Source organism: Paenibacillus sp. GCM10023252, from assembly GCF_042653305.1.
In the GTDB taxonomy this organism is placed as follows: domain Bacteria; phylum Bacillota; class Bacilli; order Paenibacillales; family Paenibacillaceae; genus Pristimantibacillus.
In genome coordinates this window covers 389,793-411,321 of the sequence record NZ_JBHSHW010000003.1, presented here as the reverse complement: position 1 = coordinate 411,321, position 21,529 = coordinate 389,793, and the positions used below count along the sequence as shown (strand labels likewise).

The 21,529-nt window shown below is 54.5% G+C and carries 22 protein-coding genes; 10 read left to right on the top strand and 12 right to left on the bottom strand.

What is annotated here, in order from left to right:
• Window positions 1–11 precede the first annotated feature (11 nt).
• The 3 genes from ACFO9Q_RS04525 to ACFO9Q_RS04515 all read right to left on the bottom strand — a co-directional run bounded on the left by ACFO9Q_RS04525 (window position 12) and on the right by ACFO9Q_RS04515 (window position 2,906).
• Entirely contained in the window at window positions 12–392 is a 381-nt protein-coding gene (locus tag ACFO9Q_RS04525; RefSeq protein ID WP_379179131.1) for a DUF4363 family protein, read from the bottom strand.
• A gap of 70 nt (window positions 393–462) precedes the next feature.
• Window positions 463–2,289, bottom strand: coding sequence for an APC family permease (locus ACFO9Q_RS04520; protein WP_379179129.1), 1,827 nt, complete (start codon window positions 2,287–2,289; stop codon window positions 463–465).
• 290 nt (window positions 2,290–2,579) lie between these two features.
• Complete coding sequence (locus tag ACFO9Q_RS04515; protein WP_379179127.1) at window positions 2,580–2,906, bottom strand: DUF4358 domain-containing protein; 327 nt, start codon at window positions 2,904–2,906, stop codon at window positions 2,580–2,582.
• Between the two features lie 19 nt (window positions 2,907–2,925).
• Between ACFO9Q_RS04515 and ACFO9Q_RS04510 the strand changes: the two genes are divergently transcribed.
• Window positions 2,926–3,492 (top strand): hypothetical protein, encoded by a 567-nt coding sequence (locus tag ACFO9Q_RS04510; RefSeq protein WP_379179125.1) that lies wholly within the window; start codon window positions 2,926–2,928, stop codon window positions 3,490–3,492.
• A gap of 110 nt (window positions 3,493–3,602) precedes the next feature.
• Here ACFO9Q_RS04510 and ACFO9Q_RS04505 read toward each other — a convergent pair whose 3' ends face one another.
• A complete protein-coding gene (locus tag ACFO9Q_RS04505; protein WP_379179178.1) occupies window positions 3,603–4,712 on the bottom strand; it encodes a slipin family protein in 1,110 nt (369 codons plus the stop codon).
• An 83-nt stretch (window positions 4,713–4,795) separates the two neighbouring features.
• Between ACFO9Q_RS04505 and ACFO9Q_RS04500 the strand changes: the two genes are divergently transcribed.
• Window positions 4,796–4,999: a hypothetical protein gene (locus tag ACFO9Q_RS04500; protein ID WP_379179123.1), complete on the top strand. Its 204-nt coding sequence runs from the start codon at window positions 4,796–4,798 to the stop codon at window positions 4,997–4,999.
• Between the two features lie 49 nt (window positions 5,000–5,048).
• On the top strand, window positions 5,049–5,270 hold the full coding sequence (locus ACFO9Q_RS04495) for a hypothetical protein (protein ID WP_379179121.1): 222 nt from the start codon (window positions 5,049–5,051) through the stop codon (window positions 5,268–5,270).
• A gap of 296 nt (window positions 5,271–5,566) precedes the next feature.
• Here ACFO9Q_RS04495 and ACFO9Q_RS04490 read toward each other — a convergent pair whose 3' ends face one another.
• Complete coding sequence (locus ACFO9Q_RS04490) at window positions 5,567–6,979, bottom strand: RtcB family protein (RefSeq protein WP_379179176.1); 1,413 nt, start codon at window positions 6,977–6,979, stop codon at window positions 5,567–5,569.
• A 239-nt stretch (window positions 6,980–7,218) separates the two neighbouring features.
• Between ACFO9Q_RS04490 and ACFO9Q_RS04485 the strand changes: the two genes are divergently transcribed.
• Together ACFO9Q_RS04485 and ACFO9Q_RS04480 are read left to right on the top strand one after the other, a co-directional pair.
• Window positions 7,219–8,547 (top strand): helix-turn-helix transcriptional regulator, encoded by a 1,329-nt coding sequence (locus ACFO9Q_RS04485; protein ID WP_379179119.1) that lies wholly within the window; start codon window positions 7,219–7,221, stop codon window positions 8,545–8,547.
• Complete coding sequence (locus tag ACFO9Q_RS04480) at window positions 8,522–9,343, top strand: WYL domain-containing protein (RefSeq protein ID WP_379179117.1); 822 nt, start codon at window positions 8,522–8,524, stop codon at window positions 9,341–9,343. The genes ACFO9Q_RS04485 and ACFO9Q_RS04480 overlap by 26 nt, the downstream gene beginning before the upstream one ends.
• 193 nt (window positions 9,344–9,536) lie before the next feature.
• Here ACFO9Q_RS04480 and ACFO9Q_RS04475 read toward each other — a convergent pair whose 3' ends face one another.
• Genes ACFO9Q_RS04475 through ACFO9Q_RS04460 form a run of 4 tightly spaced genes read right to left on the bottom strand, consistent with a single transcriptional unit; the run spans window position 9,537 to window position 12,497 of the window.
• A complete protein-coding gene (locus ACFO9Q_RS04475; RefSeq protein ID WP_379179115.1) occupies window positions 9,537–10,142 on the bottom strand; it encodes a DJ-1/PfpI family protein in 606 nt (201 codons plus the stop codon).
• Between the two features lie 24 nt (window positions 10,143–10,166).
• Window positions 10,167–10,904: an amino acid ABC transporter ATP-binding protein gene (locus ACFO9Q_RS04470; RefSeq protein ID WP_379179113.1), complete on the bottom strand. Its 738-nt coding sequence runs from the start codon at window positions 10,902–10,904 to the stop codon at window positions 10,167–10,169.
• A gap of 14 nt (window positions 10,905–10,918) precedes the next feature.
• Window positions 10,919–11,593: an amino acid ABC transporter permease gene (locus tag ACFO9Q_RS04465; protein ID WP_379179111.1), complete on the bottom strand. Its 675-nt coding sequence runs from the start codon at window positions 11,591–11,593 to the stop codon at window positions 10,919–10,921.
• Window positions 11,594–11,633: 40 nt separating this feature from the next.
• A complete protein-coding gene (locus ACFO9Q_RS04460) occupies window positions 11,634–12,497 on the bottom strand; it encodes a transporter substrate-binding domain-containing protein (protein WP_379179109.1) in 864 nt (287 codons plus the stop codon).
• A gap of 179 nt (window positions 12,498–12,676) precedes the next feature.
• Between ACFO9Q_RS04460 and ACFO9Q_RS04455 the strand changes: the two genes are divergently transcribed.
• From ACFO9Q_RS04455 to ACFO9Q_RS04440, 4 genes are read left to right on the top strand one after another with little or no spacing between them, the layout of a single operon-like run.
• Complete coding sequence (locus ACFO9Q_RS04455; RefSeq protein ID WP_379179107.1) at window positions 12,677–13,699, top strand: NADH:flavin oxidoreductase/NADH oxidase; 1,023 nt, start codon at window positions 12,677–12,679, stop codon at window positions 13,697–13,699.
• A 14-nt stretch (window positions 13,700–13,713) separates the two neighbouring features.
• Window positions 13,714–14,898, top strand: coding sequence for an N-acetyldiaminopimelate deacetylase (locus ACFO9Q_RS04450; RefSeq protein ID WP_379179105.1), 1,185 nt, complete (start codon window positions 13,714–13,716; stop codon window positions 14,896–14,898).
• Between the two features lie 19 nt (window positions 14,899–14,917).
• Entirely contained in the window at window positions 14,918–16,123 is a 1,206-nt protein-coding gene (locus ACFO9Q_RS04445; RefSeq protein WP_379179103.1) for a PLP-dependent aminotransferase family protein, read from the top strand.
• A 59-nt stretch (window positions 16,124–16,182) separates the two neighbouring features.
• On the top strand, window positions 16,183–16,425 hold the full coding sequence (locus ACFO9Q_RS04440) for a hypothetical protein (protein WP_379179174.1): 243 nt from the start codon (window positions 16,183–16,185) through the stop codon (window positions 16,423–16,425).
• Window positions 16,426–16,521: 96 nt separating this feature from the next.
• Here ACFO9Q_RS04440 and ACFO9Q_RS04435 read toward each other — a convergent pair whose 3' ends face one another.
• A complete protein-coding gene (locus tag ACFO9Q_RS04435; protein ID WP_379179101.1) occupies window positions 16,522–18,624 on the bottom strand; it encodes a methyl-accepting chemotaxis protein in 2,103 nt (700 codons plus the stop codon).
• A gap of 153 nt (window positions 18,625–18,777) precedes the next feature.
• Between ACFO9Q_RS04435 and ACFO9Q_RS04430 the strand changes: the two genes are divergently transcribed.
• Entirely contained in the window at window positions 18,778–20,388 is a 1,611-nt protein-coding gene (locus tag ACFO9Q_RS04430) for a diguanylate cyclase (RefSeq protein ID WP_379179099.1), read from the top strand.
• 209 nt (window positions 20,389–20,597) lie between these two features.
• Here the strand turns inward: ACFO9Q_RS04430 and ACFO9Q_RS04425 are convergent, their stop codons facing one another.
• Both ACFO9Q_RS04425 and ACFO9Q_RS04420 read right to left on the bottom strand, forming a co-directional pair.
• Window positions 20,598–20,969, bottom strand: coding sequence for a VOC family protein (locus ACFO9Q_RS04425; protein WP_379179097.1), 372 nt, complete (start codon window positions 20,967–20,969; stop codon window positions 20,598–20,600).
• A 34-nt stretch (window positions 20,970–21,003) separates the two neighbouring features.
• Window positions 21,004–21,477 (bottom strand): MarR family winged helix-turn-helix transcriptional regulator, encoded by a 474-nt coding sequence (locus tag ACFO9Q_RS04420; RefSeq protein WP_379179094.1) that lies wholly within the window; start codon window positions 21,475–21,477, stop codon window positions 21,004–21,006.
• Window positions 21,478–21,529 lie beyond the last annotated feature (52 nt).

Here is a 21,529-nt window from a genome sequence, read left to right as displayed (position 1 = left end):
CCTCCCAGGTTCTAAGGTGATCTCGGAGAGAGAGAGGTAATGTTATCGTACAGCGCCTTCGATTCGAGTGTATCTACACGGACGCTGTGCAAGTCCTTCTCCTTCACCGCTCCTAATAATCTCGCTAACGCCACGTTCAGCATCGTGTAGCTCGTATCCGCGTACTTAATTGCGATGACGATCTGCCCCTTCGACCAGATTCGCTCGACCTGCTTCGCTTCTTCCTGCGACTTATTCCAATCTCCCTGCTCGGCATAGGTCAATACGTTGTCGAGACGCTGCCTGAAGTCCGGGCTGCCCGACTGGAACAGCTGGTACTGCAGAATGAACAGGATGCCGTATAGCACAGTAAGTATGGCCGCTAAGCTTACCGTTAAGGCACGCTGAGACATAACGAACAGCCCCCTTTCTCATGGCATCCATTATGACCATGTGGAGGGGGCTGTAATCAGGTTTTGATCGTTATTTTTTCAGATGATAGGGGACTGTCGTTACGATGACATTCTTGCGATACAGCAGATGAGCCCGAATCATGAGGCTCGTCTGATTGTGCAGAATATTGTGCCAGCCCTTCTTCGGGATGAACTGCGGAATGATGACGGTCACCTGATGGTTGAACTCCGTCGCCTTGCGCTCCACCGTATCCACGAACTTCAGCAGCGGATGGATAATACTCCGATAAGGGGAGTGCAGCGTGACGAGACGAACATCCGGCATCCAGCTCTTCCACTTCTCTTCGAAGAGGGATTCATCCTCCCGCTCGAACGGGATATAGACCGCAATGATCTGATTCGCAGACAGCGACTTCGCATATGCAATGGAGTGCTCTACGACATGGGTAATGCCCGACACCGGCAGGAGAATGACATTCCCTTCAATCGGGGGCACAGGCTCGCAGGTGGAGAGACGAAGCTGTTCGCCTACGGCTTCATAGTGCTTCTTAATGCGGTGGAACAGGTAGATAATGATTGGCAGGAAGACCAGTACGGTCCATACTTGCTCGAACTTCGTCAGGAAGAACATCATCGTGACGACGAAGCAGATGATTGCCCCTGCAGCATTAATGACTAGCTTGCCTCCCCAGCCCTTCGGCTTCTCCCGAAGCCACTTCAGGGTCATCCCTGTCTGAGAGAGCGTGAACGGAATGAACACCCCTACCGCATAGAGCGGAATGAGATGCTCGGTCTGGCCGCCGAAGGCGATAATTAATACGATAGATAATACACCCAGTATAATGATGCCGTTGGAGTAGCCAAGCCGATCGCCGCGGACCGTGAACATTCTTGGAATGAACTTATCCTTCGCCAGATTGACCGCGAGCAGCGGGAAGGCGGAATATCCGGTGTTCGCAGCGAGGATCAGGATTAGCGCAGTCGTCCCTTGTATGAAGTAATACAGGACGTTACGCCCGAAGGTCTCCTCCGCAATCTGCGAGACAACGGTCACATCGGCTCTTGGTGTAATGCCGTAATAGTAGGCCAGATAGACAATCCCTGTGAAAAGAATAGCAAGCAGCACCCCCATCGCCGCCAGCGTCTTCGACGCATTGTTCGGCTCGGGAGACTTGAAGTTCGGGATCGCATTCGAGATCGCTTCAACCCCGGTCAAGGCCGAGCTTCCTGAAGCGAATGCCTTCAGGAGCAGGAACAGCGAGATCCCCGCCACCGGTGTGCCTATGGAGGTGTGCAGCTCCGGCGACACCTGGCCCGTCGCTATGTTATACAGTCCTACACCGATGAGGATGAATAGGGCAATGACGAACAGATACACCGGATAAGCCAGTACGGAAGCCGACTCGGTGACTCCCCTCAGGTTCAAGATCGTGATGAAGATCACGAATATAACCGCAATCAAGACGGTATGCTCATGCAAGCTTGGGAATGCTGAGGTGATGGCATCCGTACCTGCAGACACACTTACGGCTACGGTAAGTATGTAATCAACAAGCAGCGAACCGCCGGAGATGAGGCCCGGATAGATGCCTAGATTCTCCTTGGAGACGACATACGCCCCGCCCCCGTGCGGGTATGCGAATATGATCTGTCGGTAGGACAGGATAAGGGCAAGGAGCAGCACTAGAACGCCGATGGCGATTGGAATGGAATACCAGAATGCCGCTGCGCCGACCGTCACGAGTACGATGAGAATCTGCTCCGGCCCGTAAGCGACTGATGAGAGGGCATCGGAGGACAGGATTGCGAGCGCCTTCTTCTTGTTCAGCTTCTGTTCACCCAGCTCGTTCGACTTGAGCGGACGGCCGATTAATAATCTCTTGAACGTGGATAACATGTGAATCACCGCCAATTGGAATGGTCTCTGAACATGATGGAAGGTCATGCTCTATCTTATGCTTAACCAATAGACATAACCAGAAAACCCCATTCTGCTACTATGTCCTAGGTAGAAAACAAATTATACATCACAATGCGTGCTTGTCCACTATAAAGTTCTGTGAATGAGAGGGCTGTCTCGACGTGCTCTGGGCAAATTGGTGGCAGTAAAAAGAGCAATAGGGGCGGGTTCCGCCTCTATTGCTCTCTCTCTCGTATCTATGCGGCAAGCTCACCTAGTTCAGGCTGCTAGCCAAGCGCCTTAGCGAATGCCTTCTCCAGGTCATCCGCCGATTCGGAGATGACGAACAAGATGTAGCTGCCGTTCTTCACGATCCGATAATCCTTCGCAATCTCATATTGATCCTGCAAGTACGTCTCGAACGTCTGCTGCACCGAAGCGGCACGCTTCTTAATGCCCGCTTCCACCTTGTCCATATCCTTCGTGCTCTTCACCTTGAAAATCGCAATCTCATTCGCCTTCACATTCATCATCGGTGAATGCACAGAGAAGTCCGCAAGCAGCTTGGCATCAAGCCCGTACATCGCACTCAGATCGTCACTGTTCATAGACATGAGCGGAGGCTGCTCAATATTGTTAGTCATCTCTTCATATATAGCTTGGGCGGAGAGGGAAGCATCCGGCTTCTGCGTCGGCTTGGCGCTCGGCTTAGCGCTTGGCTTGGATGACGCGGACGGCTTGGCGCCTGGCTTCGCAGTAACCAGCGGCTTAGCAGACGGCTTCGCCGCTGGCTTGGACGAAGGCTTAGCAGTGGCTGCAGGCTTCTTCGCAGCGGAGTCGTCCGTCGCTTCAGGGGATGCGCTTGCACCTGGAGAGGCAGATGGACTTCCTGCAGGCGGTTCAGTGCTGGGACTAGGGCTTGGACTGGAGGTCGCAGCTTCCGATTCGGGGCTGGCGTCAGGGCTTGGAGAGGCAGCGTTGCTGCCATTCTGGCTGCTGGAGCTTGAGTTGCCCTCTGCCCCGCTCGCAGCAGAGCTGCCGCTCTCTCCTGTCGACCCGCTTGAACACGCGGTCAGCAAGCTTCCTGTTACGACGATTGTAGCAATTAGGCGAATGAGTGTTGGGGTGTTTTGCATCATCATCATCATCTTAGGTATCTCCTCGGTGTATGGTAGGTATCATGCTGAATGGATCGCCTAATAGACGAGCATACCGGGGAGAAGGTTGCAAGCAGATGTGACGTTAATCGTACGATTCATCTGAATAGCCCGTCCAGAGACCAAGTGATCTCTGCCGGGCTATCCTCTCGCTCACTTCGCTCCCTTAGCGGCAATCAGAGAGTTCAACTGCTCCAGCAAGCCGCCTCCCCCTGTCACGGAGATGCTGCCGACCTTGTCGCAGATCTTCTCCAGGAATTCAAGCTCCTTCAGCCGGCATAGCGTCTCGTTCTCATCCATCAGCTTAGCGGTGTTCAGCAGGCTTCGGGTGGAAGCGGTCTCCTCCCGGCGGGTAATGAGATTGGCCTGAGCCTTCTTCTCTGCATACAGCACAGCATTCATCATCTCACGAATATCCCCGGGCAGGATCAGGTCCTTCACCCCAGCCGACAGGAATTCCGCCCCGTACTCCGCTTCCTTCATCTTCAGCCGCGACAGCACGAAGGATGAGATGTCTTGCTTCGTACGCAGCAGCTCGTCGAGCTTCAGCGTTCCTACATACTCTCTGAGAATGAGCTGCAGCTCAACGTAGAGTTGATCCTGGTAAGACAGAATGGCAAGCGACTTCAGCGCATCGACAATCTTATACTGGCAGACGAAGTTCATACGCAGCGTCACCTTGTCCTCTGTCATCATCTCTTGTCCCAACAGGTCCAGCTGTCTGCGTCTCCTGTCCACGGTCTGCACAGTCACCTGGAACGGCTCTCGCCAGAACGCATATCTTCCCGGCTTAAGCTCCCTCTGCATCACCTGGTTGTAGAACAGAATACCCGTCTCATATTCGGCTACCTCATAGACATAGATATGAGATTGCAGTCTAGCAAGCACGATCGGGGGAATCGTGGCAGGCACTTCAGGATTGTTCAGTGAGATGCGCTCGAAGGTATGCCGACGGTAGACGTTCCAGTAGGCATGAATCCCCCCTCTTAGCAGGCCCGCGAACTTGCCATCCTCATAGTGCAGCACATACTCTCCGTCAGCAACCTCCACGACGTCCAGCTGCTGCAGCAGCAGCTGATCTTGCAGGAAGATGCGAATATCCTTGCCCGTAACGGCGAATGGCTTAGCCACCTCAACAATCTCAATCTTCGTATCTGTGAACGGAGCCGGCCGGTACACTCCTGGCTGCAGGAGCTTAACATAGCTACCCTTGCGGTACAGCAGGCCTCTCTCGTCTTCTTGTATCGTTACCTTGTTAGACAGCATTAGGATTAATCCTCCTTATCGGTAGGTTGAATGGGTTGACTACTCGGAGCAGGGCTCCCGGTCGTCGGACGGAATTCCGCTTGAGAACGGAGCGACATGCCATCTGTCTGCGTCAGCTGGAGTCGAATTCAAGAGGCAGTGCATGGAGCACACTGCATGATGATAATGACGAGCTGAAGCAGACATACAGGGCAGGTACTCCATTCGGTATCTGCGCCATTACGAAGTCCTTCTTACGGTGCAGCCAAGTGATGAAGCTGCATGAGCTCCCGCTCGCGTTGTAGTCATGTTCATTCACATTGTGTTGCTTAGAGTCTCGAATGAGAAGTTCGAGTGCTACCATGCATCGCTTCAAAGGCGATCGGGGATTCGAACCCCGAGGAGACAAGCGGCCGGCCGGCGGCACAGCATACCTGGCCGCTAGGAGCGGCAGGCACTGCGGAATGCGGCGTCTATGGCCGGACATTCCTGCCTGGGTGCAACCGTCGCACCGCTTGCCTAATCTATGTGGTGTTGCCTTACATAGTACAGGTATTGCCGCGTAATCCGGCTTGAGTGACACGTGTCCGTGCAGGACAGGGCCGGCTTACCGCTCTGGATGCGCTGGCTGCTCGGGTGCTCTTGTGCTGGCTGCCAGCCCTGCAGCACCCTTGGCACACTATCCCCTTCACACAGGAAGCGGATTCTTCTGAGCTAAGGGGATAGTGGACCCCTCTAGCGCGAGATACTGGCGCTCTGGTGCTGGATGCCAGCCCTAGAGCACCCTTGGGACACTATCCCCTTCACACAGGAAGCGGATTCTTCTGAGCTACGGGGATAGTGGACCCCTCTAGCGCGCCGCACCAGCCCTGCTACACGCCCTTGATGGCGGCCATCGGCTTGCAGCGCGCTACTACACTCGCCAGCTTCGCTCCAATGACGCTGTCGATAATCTGATCAACGTCCTTGTAAGCTTGCGGACACTCGTCAAGGATGGTCTTCAGCGTGCGATGATTCACCAGCACCTCGTCCTCCGTACCGACTCGCAGCGAAGCCTGGAACTCATCCACGGTCACGAGCTCCTTCGTGGCCTTGCGAGAGCGTGCCCGGCCTGCCCCGTGGCAGATAGAGTAGAAGTTCTTCGCTCCCTCTGCGCGTCCAACCATGAGATAGGAGGATGTCCCCATTGACCCTGGGATGAGCGCAGGATGCCCGGTTGTACGGTACGCCTCACGGTTCAGGAAGTGTCCCGGCGGCAGCGCCCTCGTCGCACCCTTGCGGTGCACCAGCATCGGCTCGTTGCGATGGAATTCCTTCAGCGCGTAGTTGTGCATGAGATCGTAGAGCACAGGCAGCTCCATCTCAGGACCGAACAACTCCTTGAACGCCTGTTCCACGCCATACGCAATCATATGACGGTTGCTGACCGCGAAGTTCAGCGCTGAGTGCATGAGATGCAGATAAGTCTGGCCCTCCCGGCTCGCAATCGGAGCATAGATAAGATTCGGATCAGGGTTCGTTACCCCCCACTGGAACATCGCTTCCTTGAGCTGAGCTGTGAACGTCTGCCCCAGTCTCGCTCCCCAAGCCCGCGACCCCGAGTGAATCATGACGACAACCTGCCCGTCGAACAAGCCCCACTGGTCAGCGGTCTCCTTCATCTCCTCATTCAGCTCCAGCACCTGCAGCTCAATGAAGTGGTTACCCCCGCCTAACGTACCGAGCTGACCGTGTGCGTAGTGGAGGATTTTGTCAGGGAGATGGTCTAGGTACGTGTGGTCATATTGGAAGCAACCCTCCTCCACATGCGTCAGCCACCGCTCATTCGGCACATACTTCGCAGGGAGCCCGTTCAAGCCATGCTTCACCACATCCAGTATATTAATGTCCTTGTAGTTGGAATTCGTCCGCTCATTCGTCGGCACGTATCGCTCGATCGCAGCAATGAGCTGCCGGCGTACCGCCTTGTCTTGAATGTCCTTCTTGTGCAGAGGCGTAAGATGCACCCGCATCCCGCAGCCGATATCCACTCCTACAATGGATGGAGAGACGAAGCCGTCCTTCCACCCCCATACCGCCGTCGTCCCAATACAAGTACCGATTCCAACATGCGCATCCGGGGTGTAGCTCATATATCGATTTCGCGGAATCCGCAGATTGTTGTCCGCCATCTCATAGACCCGTTCGCCGAAGCCAGCAAGCACCTCTTCATTCGCATACAGATGCAGACTTCCATGCGTAAGTGCCGCTTCATAGTGATTGTTACCGTGATCGATCCGATTCATCATCATGTTCCTTAACCTCCAAGGCGCCTTGCGACTTGCTTGCTTCGCTCATCGTGCGCCGCTTATAGACCTCATTATCAGGCCAATCCCACTCCACGAACATGGCGTAAGTATTACAACCTGCAATCCTTATCTGTTCACACTATGCTGAAGTTGCTACAATATGGGGAGGCTGAGTGCCACATGACTAAGCTGGCATTACACTCACCTGCAACCACTCATACGAGAGGAGCTTCGCCATGGCCAGAGAGAGCTTCGACAAGGAGATACAGTTCATACGGATGCTCGCCCTCACCAGCGGAGCTTACACCCGGCAGCAATTCGCCGAGCGGATGGGTGTGTCTGTCCACACTTACGATAAGACCATTCGAAGATTGAAGGATATGGTACAGGCCTCTGGTATTAGGAGGACCGACAACAGCAGCGACGAGCTCACCGAGCTTCTCCGCTACAACCACTATGAGGGATCAGATCCTTCGCTCCTGTTCCTGTATCGTGCGAAGTCGCTGAAGGAATCGGAGAGCTTCAGGCTGTCGGCGCTAGTGAAGCTCCTGGCGGATCGAGAGCTTACGGCAATCGAGCTCATCAATGCCTGCTGTGACGGGTACCCGGCCGAGTTCCCTCTGCCCGATGAGAAGACGGTACGCCAAGACCTCAAGTATCTGGAGGAGGTCGGCGTTATCCTGCGGCTCCCCGGCGGCAGACCGCATCGTTACCGCCTGAGAGCCGAGCTTACTACGCAGCTCTCAGACGAAGAGCTCATCGACCTCTACGACTTCGTTGATGTCATGTCGAACACCCAGGTCCCTTCCGTTCAGGGCTACCTGCTGCGGGACAACTTGAAGGAAGCGATGCGAAGGCATAGCGCGCTGACTGACGTGCCTCTGGATACTCACATCTATAGATATCATTATCCATCCCGTATCTTGGACGAAGCCCATCTCTACCAGTTGCTGTCTGCTATTCAGGAGCGGCGCAGGCTGTCTTATGTGTATTACTCCCCTAAGTCCGGACGCAGCTATGCCTCACGGAACACGAACCCGAAGTACGAGAGCAGCCATCAGGTATCCCGGGAAGTCATGCTTCCCGTTAAGGTCATCTACGATCACCAATATGGGCGCTGGTATCTGGTAGGCCATCACCATCGGCAAGGCCTGATTGTATGCCGGCTAGATGGAATTACTCAGCTCGAGGAAGAGAATGTCGTGCCTGAGGAGGAGTTCCTTGCGAAGTCTGCTGCCATCGCAGAACGTCTGCGCTATAGCTGGCTAGTGGATACGGCGCGACCGGTTCTGGTTCGAGCGAGATTCTATAACCCTGGGCCTGGAGAACCTAACTTCGTGCTGGAGCGCGTGCAGCTGCAGGGGCAATGGGGAGAGATTACGGAGATGAACGAACAATCCTTCATCTATGAGATTACGGTGAACGGCATAACGGACATTAAGCCGTGGCTTCGCAGCTTCGGATCGTCCTGTGAAGTACTTGAGCCTGAGCGGCTGAGGCAGGACTTCATTCGAGAGTGGAAGGAGATTCTGGCGTATTATGAACCCGTTCGAGAAGATATCTAACTACCAGCTGCTGTCCCGCCTCAGCGGTTCAGGAACCGTGACAGTTACGAGCCATGAGCGGATCTGGCTGAAGAGCATGCTGAACCACCCTGCTGCACTCGATGCGTTCGAGCCGGCTACGCTGGAGAAGCTGCTGGGGATGCTGGAAGATGAAGGCGAACTGCGCGTTAGAGAAGTAATGGAGGAGAAGGCCGGCAGCGTGCAGCGGCAGATCTATCACCCGCTCCTGCGCCAGCTGAGACGAAGCATCCTTCGGCAAGAAGGTCTCCTGTTAACCTACCAGGTTAAGAATGGCAGCGTCCGCAGCCTCATGTCCGCCTACCCTCACAAGCTGGAATATTCTATGGTGAAGCGTGAATGGTATCTGCTGTGGTATAACATCAGAGGCCGCAGCCTCATGTCGACTAAGCTTCGGAATATGATGGGGCTAACGGTTGTCGAGCTGCCTGCCGAGGAGGCGGAGAAGTACGAACGTGCTCTCCGCTCGCTGTTGACGGTCCGGAAGCAGTACGCAGATATGGAGGTCCTTCCCCGGTACAATATGGAGCTGTCGCGAATTCTGTATGCCTTCTCCTGCTTCGACAAGGACGTACATTACGACGAAGAGGCCGATCAATATCGGATTAGAATTACCTTCCAGGCGGATGAAGCGCAGTACGTGCTGACTAAGCTTCGCTTCCTGGGGAAGCGCGTCAAGGTCGTGGGCAACTCCACCCTTCAGTACCGGATGGCCGCCACCGCCGTGAAGGCGCTTAGGCTGTATGGCATTGAGGCGGGGAATTCGGAGTCTACTTAATAAGACTGCTGCTCGTGAGTCAATCTGGTGGTGGCAGGGAGAGCGTGAAGCAGGCGGGGCGGCACCTGTAACGGTCAAAATGTCCGCTTGCTCACATGACGCACACAAATCGTGGTGGGCACATGCGAACTGTGCCTAACTCTTCATAAAGAGAGCCGGACCCTCAGTGGGCCCGGCTCTCTCTTACTTCAGCTTACAGCTCAATATCATACTCCATCACCTTCGCGGTCTGGCGAGCGGCTTCCACACCAATCAACCTCGTAACCAGATGGAAGGCCATATGAATGCCCGCGGCAATGCCGGCCGAGCTCACCGTGCTGCCTTCGTCGACGAACTTCACGCCGCGCTGCACCTGTACCTGCGGGAACTCCGTCTCCATACGGTCAAGGCTTGCCCAATGGGTCGTTGCCCGCTTCCCGTCCAGCAGACCGGCATTAGCTAGAATAAGCGCACCCGTACACACGGACGTCAGCAGCTCCACCTTGCCTGCCTGCTCTCGCACCCAGCTCAGCACCGGTTCACGGTACATCTCCTGCCGAGCTCCCAGACCGCCTGGCACGATTAAGATATCGAAGTCAGGAGCGTCCGCGAACGAATAATCCGCCTGCACCTTCAGGCCGTGACGAGCATTCACCACACCGCCATGCTCCGATACGATTCGAACATCGAACGGCTTATGCCCCCCCCCATCCAGCGTAACGGACAACACTTCGAACGGTCCCGCGAAGTCCAGCACCTCGACATCATCGAACAAGTAGAGGCCGACAAGGAACGCTCTGCTCTCCTTAATATTGCTCATTGTCTATCCCGATCCCCTCTCCTGCTACAAGCTGCCAACGAACGCCAAGCCCTCTTCCGTCTGCGGACTCGTGAAGAAGCTGTCTGGTGTCGTATCCTCTACAATGCGGCCATCCCTCATGAAAATAATCCGGTCCGACACCTGCCTAGCGAACTGCATCTCATGCGTCACAACAAGCATCGTCATCCCCTCGGCAGCGAGGCTCTGAATAACCTCCAGCACCTCGCCGACGAGAATCGGATCAAGCGCCGAGGTCGGCTCATCGAAGAGCATCAGGCTCGGCTTCAGCGCCAGCGCGCGAGCGATCGCCACGCGCTGCTGCTGTCCGCCGGACAGCTCAATCGGGTAGGCATCCTTCTTGTGCAGCATGCCTACCTTGTCCAGGAGACGCTCAGCGTCCTTCACAGCTTCCGCCCGGCTCACGCCCTTCACATGAATCGGTCCCTCGATGACATTCTCGAGCACCGTCTTATGGGTGAACAGATTGAACCCTTGGAACACCATACCGGTATGGCGCCGAATTCGGCTAATCTCTCGCCGAGCCGGCGCCCCGCCGCCGCTGAAGGCAAGCGAATCGCCATTCAGCACGATCTCACCTCCATCAGGAGTTTCAAGCAGGTTGATGCAGCGGAGGAGGGTTGTTTTGCCAGAGCCGCTCGGCCCTAGAATACTTGTTACCTCTCCTTGACGAATCGTTAGGTTAATCGCAGACAATACCTTCGCCTCGCCGAATGACTTCTCCAGCCCTGTAATATTCAGCATGCTATCGCCCCCCATTACACGTAACCGCGCGAGAATCGGCGTTCAATCATGCTCTGCAGCTTCGACATGCCAAGCACGATGACCCAGTAGATGAGACCGGCTAACGAATAGATGAGCAGCGGCTCGAACGTATAGGCCACGATCTCCTGCGCCTTACGGAACATATCGGGAACGAGGACGACCGACACCAGAGAAGTCTCCTTGAGCAGTCCGATGAATACATTGGACAGTCCTGGTGTAGCTACGCGGATGGCTTGCGGCAGGATGATTCGAGTGTAGGTCTTGAAGAACCCTAGGTCGATGGATGCCGCCGCCTCCCATTGTCCCTTGGGAATGGAGATGATGGCTCCCCGAATGGCCTCCGATGCATACGCTCCTATTGCCATGCTTAGCCCAATGATGGCCGCCGTCAGCGGCTTCAGGTAGATGCCGAACGAGGTTAGGCCGTAGAAGATCAGGTACAGCTGGACGAGCAGCGGTGTCCCCCGAATATAGGAGACGTAGATGCGAGCAGGCAGATTGACCGCCTTGTTCGGAACCAGTCTGGCGATCGCTACCACGATTCCGATCAGCAGACCGAACACCATCCCGCATATCGTGAGTGGAATTGTGAACATAACCGCGCTGTACAGCAGCTTAGGGAAGGCATTCAGCGCAATCTCCCATAACGTATCCCCATAGCCATTCATAGGGTTCATGACCTCCGTTGTCGTGTCGTCTGTCTAGCTGTTACTTGCTCAGTTCAGAAGTAATATCCTGCTTGAAAAACTGCGTAGACAGCTTGCCGAGCGTACCGTCGTCAATAACCGTCTGCAGCGCTTCGCTTGCTGCCTTCACCAGATCCTCATTGCCCTTGCGGAACATAAGGCCGTGGTTGGACTTATCGAGGTTCAGGTCAATGACCTTCACCGGGAACTTCTTCTCTTCCTGAATCAAATTGAAGCTCAGCTTATCCTGAATGTTGAAGTCAATCCGGCCCGAGATCAGATTCGAGATCTGCTCATCGAAGTTGCCGATTGGAATGGTGTTCGCTCCGAATTGCTTAGCCAGCTTCTCCTGTGCGCTGTTCGGAGACGCTCCTACCGTCTTGCCCTTGAAGTCGTCCGTTGACTTAATGTCATCGTAGTCTTCACGAACGAGCACGATGGACGTTGAGCGAACATATGGAATAGAGAAGTCGTACTTCTCTTCACGGTCTGGACTAATCTTGACATTGTTGGCAATAAGGTCGAAGCGCTTCGCTTCCAGCCCTGCGAACATCGTATCCCACTCACCCGTTACGAACTCGGTCTCGAGGCCAACCCGCTTGAACACTTCACGAGCGATCTCCACGTCGAAGCCTGTCAGCTTGCCGCTCTCATCTACATAAGTGAATGGCGGATATTTGCCGACTGTGCCGATCTTGATCTTCCCTTCCTTCTTGAGCTCGGCCAGGTATCCTCCATCGGCAGCTACTGCTGCGTTATCCGTGCCTTCCTTGTTGTTCGCGCTATTGCCGCTGTTGCTGTTGTTGCCGCATGCTGACACCAGAAGTGCAGTCAATACAGCCATAATAATAAGTCCAATTCCTCGATTGCGCTTCTTAATTAACATATTGTTCGTTCCCCCTAAGTGTAATGTCTTGCTCTGTGTAACCTACATGATATGACAATAATCGCTAATTCATAGTAAGTCAATAGGAATTATATAATTAATAGATTGAACTGTGTGCAGCTGCGGGATTATAATGCAATAAGATCACTATCAGATTGGTAAGCAGAGGAGAATGCTAGATGGCACACTTATTCAGTCCTTATAAGGTAAAAGATCTTACGCTGCGCAATCGGATCGTATTGTCCCCGATGTGCACAGGACAAGCAGACGATGCAGGCCGCGCTACGCCTTGGCATACGATTCATTACGGCTCCCGTATTGTGGGGGGCGCCGGTCTAATCATTACGGAGGCTGTATCCGTCTCCCCGGAAGGACGCACGGGAGCGAACGACCTAGGTCTCTTCAACGAAGATCAAGTGGAGCCCTTCGCTAGACTCATGGCTTCCTGTCACGAGCTTGGCGGCAAGATCGGCGTTCAATTAATCCATACAGGACGCAAGGCGCACGCTCATGTCGGAGCTGTTGTTGGTGCGTCCCCCATTCCATTCAGTTCGGAGCATGCCACTCCGGAGGAACTCTCTATAGAAGAGATTCAGCGTGTTATTAAGGACTTCGCCGTCGCTGCGCGGCGTGCCCATGATGCCGGGGCAGACCTCATTGAGCTGCATGCCGCTCACGGATATATCCCCGAGCAGTTCCTCTCCCCGCTAAGCAACAAGCGGACGGATACCTATGGCGGCTCGTTCGAGAACCGGTTCCGATTCACTAGGGAGGTTATTGCGGCCATTCGGGCCGAGCTGCCAGAGTCGAAGCCTCTTCTCGTACGGATCTCCGCCGATGAATACAGCGATGAAGGGCTGGGTATTGAGGAGATGATCGAGGTGTCCGGTCAGCTGGGGAAGCTGGGAGTGGATCTGATTGACGTCTCCTCAGGCGGCGCGACCCCTCATGCTCCGCGCGTCTTCCCTGGCTACCAGACCGGCTTCGCCGAGCGCATTCGCCGGGAAGCCGCTATCCCGACGATGGCTGTAGGGCTGCTGGACCAGCCTGAGCTGGCTAACTACGTCATTGAATCGGGAGCAGCTGATCTGGCTGCCATCGGACGCGGATTCCTGCGCAACCCTTACTGGGGTGTAGAGGCTGCAGTGAAGCTTGGCATAGAGGACTACATTCCTTCCTCCTACGTCAGAGCCTATCGCTAGGAGGTGCGGCAGCTATGACTTGGACAAGCACGGTTGACCCGCAGACTTATATTAACCTCCGCCGCAGGCTGCATGAGATTCCTGAACCGGGCTTCAAGGAATTCAAGACGCAAGCGCTGCTGCTTGACTACATTCACTCTCTCCCTCAGGAGAGGATTGAGATTCGAACTTGGCGTACCGGCATTCTAGTGAAGGTTCGAGGTGCAGGCAGCGAGGCTGCGGGAAGGAGAATCGTTGCCTATCGCACCGATATCGACGGGCTACCCATTGAAGAGCAGACAGGCTATGCCTTCGCCTCTCAGCATCCCGGCTACATGCACGCTTGCGGACATGATCTGCATATGGCGATTGCGTTAGGTGCATTAACGGAGACCGTTAATCGGGAGCCATACCAGGATGACGTACTCTTCATCTTCCAACCTGCCGAGGAAGGTCCCGGAGGAGCGAAGCCAATGCTTGCGAGCGAACAGCTCCAGGATTGGATGCCCGACTTCATCTTTGCTCTGCATATCGCTCCTGGCTATCCTGTGGGCACGATTGCAACAAGACCGGGTACTCTGTTCGCGCATGCTTCCATGCTTAATATTGAGTTAATCGGCAGAGGCGGCCATGCCGCAGTCCCACAGGCTGCCAATGATATGATTGTTGCCGGAGCTCATCTCATTACCCAGCTGCAGACAATCGTGTCCCGGAATGTAGATCCAACGGAAGGTGCGGTCGTGACGATTGGCAAGATTACCGGAGGTACGAAGGCGAACATTATCGCGGACCGGGTTGTGCTAGAAGGAACGATTCGCACGCTGTCTGCCGCCTCTACCGCCTTGGTACGCAAGCGGATTGAAGCTGTCGTGCGAGGCGTCGAAGCCGCCTACGAATGCAAGGCTTCCATTGATTACGGAGCCCATTACATTCATGTTCACAATGATGAGGCAGAGACGGCAGAGTTGCTGCAATTTACAGCAGAACACGGTTTAGCAGAGACTGTCCGCTGTGAGGCAAGCATGGTGGGCGAGGACTTTGGATTTTTCCTAGAGAGGATTCCGGGGGTTATGTTCTGGCTTGGGGCCGACTGCTCGCAAGAGTTGCATCATGCAGAGCTACAGCCTAAGGAAGAAGCGATTGCGCATGGGGTCTCTCTCGTATCAGCTTACCTCGCTCACAAGGCTGGCGTGGCCGGGGCAGCATACGAAGCACGTTAAGGAAGGAGGAGTCTGTCCGATGGCAATGACTTATTCATTCTCTCACTCTGCACAGCTGCTTCAAGCGTCGGAGATTCGGGAGATCTTCGCCCGGATTGCCGGTCAGCCTTCGGTCATCTCTCTGGCTGGGGGACAGCCTGCGGAGGAATTCTTCCCCGCGGAAGCAATAGCTGAAGCGGCTGCGCGACTAACCTCGCGAGACAAGCGCTACTTGCAATACGGGGTGACGGATGGCTATGCACCGCTCAAGGAGAAGATTGCCGATCGTATGGCACAGCGTGGAATGACGGTACGAGGAGCTTCTGACCTGCTCGTGACGACAGGCTCTCAACAGGCGATTGACTTGCTGGCGAGAGTCTATCTCGACCGTGGAGACACGGTCCTTGTCGAACGCCCTACCTTCCTCTCTGCCTTGCAGTCCTTCACCTTGCGTGAAGCGGATGTCGTATCGGTTGATACGGATGAGCATGGCATGGTCCCTGGCGATCTGCTTAGGAAGATCTCCGAGCACAAGCCGAAGCTTGTCTACGTCATTCCGACCTTCTCTAATCCGACTGGCTATGCTTGGACGATAGAGCGCCGGCAAGCGCTGCTGGATGCCTGCCGTTCGAGCGGTACGCTTATTCTGGAAGATGACCCTTACGGCGAGCTCTACTACGAGGAAGCGGCTGGAGGGCTTCCCTCCCTATTCGCGATGGACAAGGGGGCTGGCCATGTCATCTACACCGGCTCGTTCTCCAAGACGATTGCCCCAGCCTTCCGAACAGGCTGGTGTGCGGGGAACGCAGATCTCATCGGCATGATGGCCCGCTGCAAGCAGGCCGCTGACATCCATACGAGCACGATTGATCAGCAGCTCTTGAATGAACTGCTTGAGCTGAGCAGCTTCGACTTCGAGCAGCATCTGCAGCTCCTTCGCAGCCAGTACAGCCAGCGGCTGAACAACATGGACGCGCTGCTGAAGCACCAGCCCTGGGACGGAGTCCGCTGGGCGAAGCCGCAGGGCGGTATGTTCCTATGGCTCTCGCTTCCTCCGGAAGTGGATGCGGGCGAGCTGTTCCACACCGCACTCGCCCATGGCGTCGCCTTCGTTCCCGGCGCTCCATTCTACGCGGATCAGCCCGAGCGCCATACGCTCAGGCTAAACTTTACACATGCTGGGCAGGAAGTGGCTGGGGAAGGGATTGCTAGATTGTCAGCGGCCTTGCAAGGTTACCAATTCTAGTTCCCCACCCCATACCCTCGACATACTATGGCATTGGAGGTGATCATCCGATGCTACAGATGTCATGGTATTCCAAGGCAGCTAGGCTGGTAGGCCAGCCTGTTGGCGTATCCTTAGTGAACGGCCAGGGAGTTACCGGCGTATTATGCAGTATTAGCGGCGGCAATGTGCAGCTTCAGGAATATCTCTATCAGAGCCAATTCGCCACGAAGCAATATCCCTATACGATGGTGCAGGATATTAACCCCTTCCCAGGCTGCGCAATGCCCGGTCCGGGGCCAGGCTACGGACCGTTGTACTAACGATGTAATAACCAAGTGATATACAGAGAAGCCTGATGCTCTATATTCAGAGCATCAGGCTTCTTCTCTCCATGCATACTTGCTATGTCAGTATGCTTAGATCTTGAACTTAGACAAGTTATCCAGCAGCTCCTGCACCATCTCGCTCAGCGAGGTAGATGCTGCGGAGATCTGCTCCATGGATGCCAGCTGCTCCTCTGCTGCGGCAGCTACGCTCTGCGATTCAGCGGAAGCTTCTCCCGATAGACTGGCTTGCTGCATCACCGTTGCCGAGATCTGCTCCGTGCTTGCACTCATCTGCTCAGCAGAAGCAGATACCTCTTGAAGCTGGTTGTTCACCTGCTCAACACCGTATAGGATGGCAGAGAACAGCTTACCACCCTCATGAACCGTCTGGACACCGCCCTCCAGCTCCTTGACGCCTGTCGTCATGCCCGCCTCAACACGCTTCGTCTCGCTCTGAATCTCTGTCACTATGGTAGACACCTGCTCGGCAGCGGCCTTCGCTTGCTCCGCAAGCTTACGAACCTCACCTGCTACAACCGCGAATCCCCTGCCATGCTCCCCGGCTCTGGATGCCTCAATGGCTGCATTAAGCGCGAGCAGATTCGTCTGCACGCTGATGCCGCTAATCAGCTGGATGGCTGTGCCAATCTCCTCTGACTTACGAGACAGCTGACCTAGAGCAGCAGCTGTATCTGTCGTATTGCGATGAACGCTGCTCATGGTCGCAATCGCTTGCTGCATACGCTCATTACCGAGCTGAGTCTGCTGCGCCATAGCTCCCGCTTCTGCCGAAGCTGTCGAGCTCGATTCGGCTACCCGCTGAGCTCCGACAGCCATCTCTTCTACAGCTCGAGCAGTCTCCTCGGCCATATGGCTCTGTGTCACAGCCCCTTCAGACACCGTCTGCATGGATTCCGCAATCGTCTCGGAAGCCTTACTCGTCTGTGCAGCACCTGCTGTCAGCTGCTGAGAGGTTGCACCGACTGACACGGCAAGGTCATAGACCAAGCGGAACATCTCTCTTAGCTGAGCGGACATCTCATTGAAGGCATGGCCCATCTGCCCAATCTCGTCCTCTGCACGGATGTTCAGCTTCTGCGTGAGATCGCCTTCAGCCATCCTTCGCATATGCATGCCCATTGTACGAACCGGCTGAATGACAAGCACTCTAAGCATAAGGGTCACGACTACACCAAGTATGATCATAGCCCCCGCCGTCAGTGCAACTGTGATGAGCCGGCTGCGGTTGTAACTCTCTAGTATTCTCTTCTCGGGTACAGCGGTCTGAACATACCAGGTATATTCAGACCCGGGCAGAATTATCTTCTCGAACGAACGCATGACCCGTTCTCCCTTGGAATTCAAGGTGTAGCCAACATTCGTCTTCCCTCCTGCAAGCTGCTCCCACAATACACTCTTCTCTGCATTATCACTGAACTTCTTCCCGATCGAATCGGGGTCATTCGGATTAATCGCATAATTGCCGCTCCCTGTAATGAGTGCGACATACCCGCCCATCGGCTTGTATGACTCCGCAGCCTGCTGAAGCAAATCTAAGGATAGATCAATACCTACAATACCAAGGAATTGCCCCTTATCGTCCAATAATGGCTTCACGACCGACATCATATAGACAGACTTGCCAGCAATCTCATACTTATAGGGTTCTATGTATTCGATCTTCTTACTCTTCTTGGGCAGCAGATAATAATCCCCTGCTCCCTCTACTGTATAGTCAGCTAGAGGCTCAACTACAATTCGCTCTCCATCCCGAGCAATATAAGGAATGAATCGGCCGGTGACATCATCGTAGCTGGTACGGCTAACATTCGATGCATCCTGCCCGTCGTAGGCATTAGGCTCCCATAGCGTGTATAGCCCAAGGACGCTTGGGTTGTTCTCCAGCACATTCTGTATCATCTGTACGGCTTCCTCACGAGCCATCTTACCTCTCATGCTCATCAATGATTCTGATAATGCACCAAGCGTCGACTCATACCCTTGCAGGGATGAAGCCATCTGCTCCTTGAATGCCTTGCCTGCACTCTGTGCCTGCGCTTCCGCCTTGCTGACACTCTCCTTGCGCAGTGTACTTAGATTAATTAAGCTGAACGCCCCGAACACAATGACCAATATTAATACAAGCATGGCGACCAGCTTCACAGACAGATTCATTTTACGAAGTATACGCATCTCAACGCCCCCTTGATTCGACCTATATAGACATTAATCGACAATAATCATCAAGATGATTAGAGCATTTACATAGATTGAAGAGAAGGACGCAGGAACCATAGCCACTTCTGTCGAAAAAAAGATTCCACAGCATAAACGAGGAGTGTATAAATGACCCCCTTCCGCCCATCCAGCCCATCCAGCCCCCTTCGCATGAAATTCCACACCCTGCTAAGCGGCTTGTTAGCTCTATCCCTAATAGGTTCTTCTGCTATTCTCATGGGAATAGCCCTCCACAAGCAGAACCAGACGCTGACCGAGGCAACGCTGCTAGCCAACTTCGAAGGCGCTCGTAATCTGAACATTGCTATGAATACATTCAAGGACCTGATGTTCCGGGAATTAGGATCAACAGCGAGATTCCTCTCCGAGGAACAGCCGAACCGGGATGTGCAAGCCTCTAAGTGGCTTGGAGCCTTGCTCGGCGGACGCCGCCTGTTCAACGGGGCACTGATGGTCGACAAGAACGGGACTGTACTCGCGGCTACGCCGGAGTCTGGCTATACCGTTGGTGTACGGTTCCAACCATCAACTGCCGCGCAAGCCCTAAGGGAACCAAGGCCTCAATTCTCAGATGCCTATGTCGGTCCGAACGGCCACCGAACAGTGCTCGTTACCCATCCGCTTGGTGAGAGGGGCCAGCCGCCTAATGGATTCATCGGGGGATTAATTGACTTAGAAGCGGAGAATATCTACAGCAATCTCTTCCGGGAAGCTATCAGAAGCAGCAAAGGAACGTTCGCCTATATCGTTGATCGATCAGACTCCTTGCTGCTAAGTCCCGATCCTTCCCGACTAGGAGAAGTGATTCCCTCTCATTCATTACAGGGTGCCTTCAGCAGTGGCCGCACTCGGCATGCTTCCGTTGCAGATGCTGATGGCCGTATCTATCTGACAGGCTATCTAGCCATGCCTGACCTCGGATGGGGCGTTGTGTTCCAGTCGCCTGCAGCTCATGTAGAGGCTGCCATGACCGCCTTGCTGAAGACACAGCTGACATGGATCTTGCCGTTATTCGCTCTGCTGCTCGTCCTTAGTCTATGGATGGCTCGAAGGCTTGCTGCTCCGTTCGCCGCTCTAACTGCTATGGCTCGCGGATCCGCGAAGGGGGAACGAATCACAGCACCTCCCTTCGAGCGGCATTGGAATTATGAAGCACATCATCTCTCCAAGGCGGTCATGAAGGCGGTCCACGGTCTCCAGAGCCAGACCGATCTGATGACCGAACAAGCGCTAACCGATCCACTCACGGGTCTGCCCAATCGGGCAAGACTGGACAGATGGCTGAACGAGGAGCGCCACGACAAGGCAAGAGCCTATGCCCTGCTCGTCATTGATATTGATTACTTCAAGAAGGTGAACGATCTGCATGGTCATCAGATGGGGGATGAAGCGCTGAAGCATCTGTCGCGCGTTCTTCTTAGGGAGGCGGAGGAGACAGACCTCATCTGCCGATTCGGAGGGGAAGAATTCGTCGTGCTGCTGCCGAGGAAGAGCTTGCCGGCTGCCCTTGAGTGGGCCGAGCGTGTTCGCAAGCAGATAGAGGCAGCCCCCAGCCCAACTGGGAAGCCGATTACCGTGTCCATCGGGCTGGCCTGCTGCGCGGACGATGGGAGCAGCTTCAGCGAAGTATTCGAGCAGGCCGACCAAGCGCTGTACGAAGCCAAGCGGAGCGGCCGCAACCGTACGGTTGCCTTCGGCAGCAGTTCGCTGGCTGGATAGCCCGGCAGGCAGTCCCTGACTTGGAGGAGCTAATGCCGTTACCACTAATCGAATCCCACTCATTACGAACAGATTAACGAGAAGATTGCTGCCAGGAATTTACTGTGAGGTAGACATCTACGTTCCTATTCTTACCAAAAAAACAGAGCAGCCAAGGCTAAGCCTTGGCTGCTCTGTTCACATGCGCAATAACCAATCTTGCTATAATATTAATCCCTATAATAAGACAGCACCCAGCCAACACCGTTCCGGTCAGTAATGATACCTAACAGCCCGTTGAACGGAGCCTCGTACTTCTCCACATTAATCTGACCACCAGTGGATAGCGTCTCATAGACCTTGGTGAACTGCTCTTCCGTATCCACCTTCAGCATGAGCTTCACATAGTCTCCCTGAATCGTCGGCTTAGCTGCAAGGGTGTCGGCGAAGGTGATCTTACTGCTCTCGAACTGCAATTCTGCGTTCAACACCTTATCGTCCTGTCTCCTTAGGATCTTAATCTCGCCCCCGAGCACCCCTCGGTAATACTCAATCTCGTCCTTGCAATGGTCTACCGCAATGAATGGATTGACGAGTGTCATATGGTCAGCCTCCCATAATCATCGATTCTCCTACCTATTTCATGCTCCGTACCTGTTCGCTGACCTTGTGAAGCACTTTTTGCAACGAGCTGAGCATGCATGCATACTCCTCTTCACTCAGGTCCCCGCACGTCTTGTGCCTTATATCATCCAGAGCCTCTTGCACCTTCGGAACAACGGCTCTGCCCTGTTCGGTCAAGAACAACAAGTGGTATCGGTTATCCCCAGGATCGGGCTCCCTGCGCACGTAGCCCTCGGCCTCAAGCTTCGCTATCGCCTTGGCAGTCGTTGTCTTATCAATTAGCAAGGACTCACTTAGCGCCTTCTGCGTCACTCTCTCCGCGCCAGCGATGGCCATTAAGAACGTATACTGCCCGCTTCCAATTCGATATGGAGCAAGCTCAGCCGTAATGAGAATCTGCAGATTGCGATAGATAGCCGACACATACTTGCCATAAGATTCTACTGTACTGCTAGTGGAATACTCCTCTTCCGCATCTACATCCAACCGCCATAGCGCCTCCTTCCAGACTAATACAATGCTATTGCAACTAATTCCA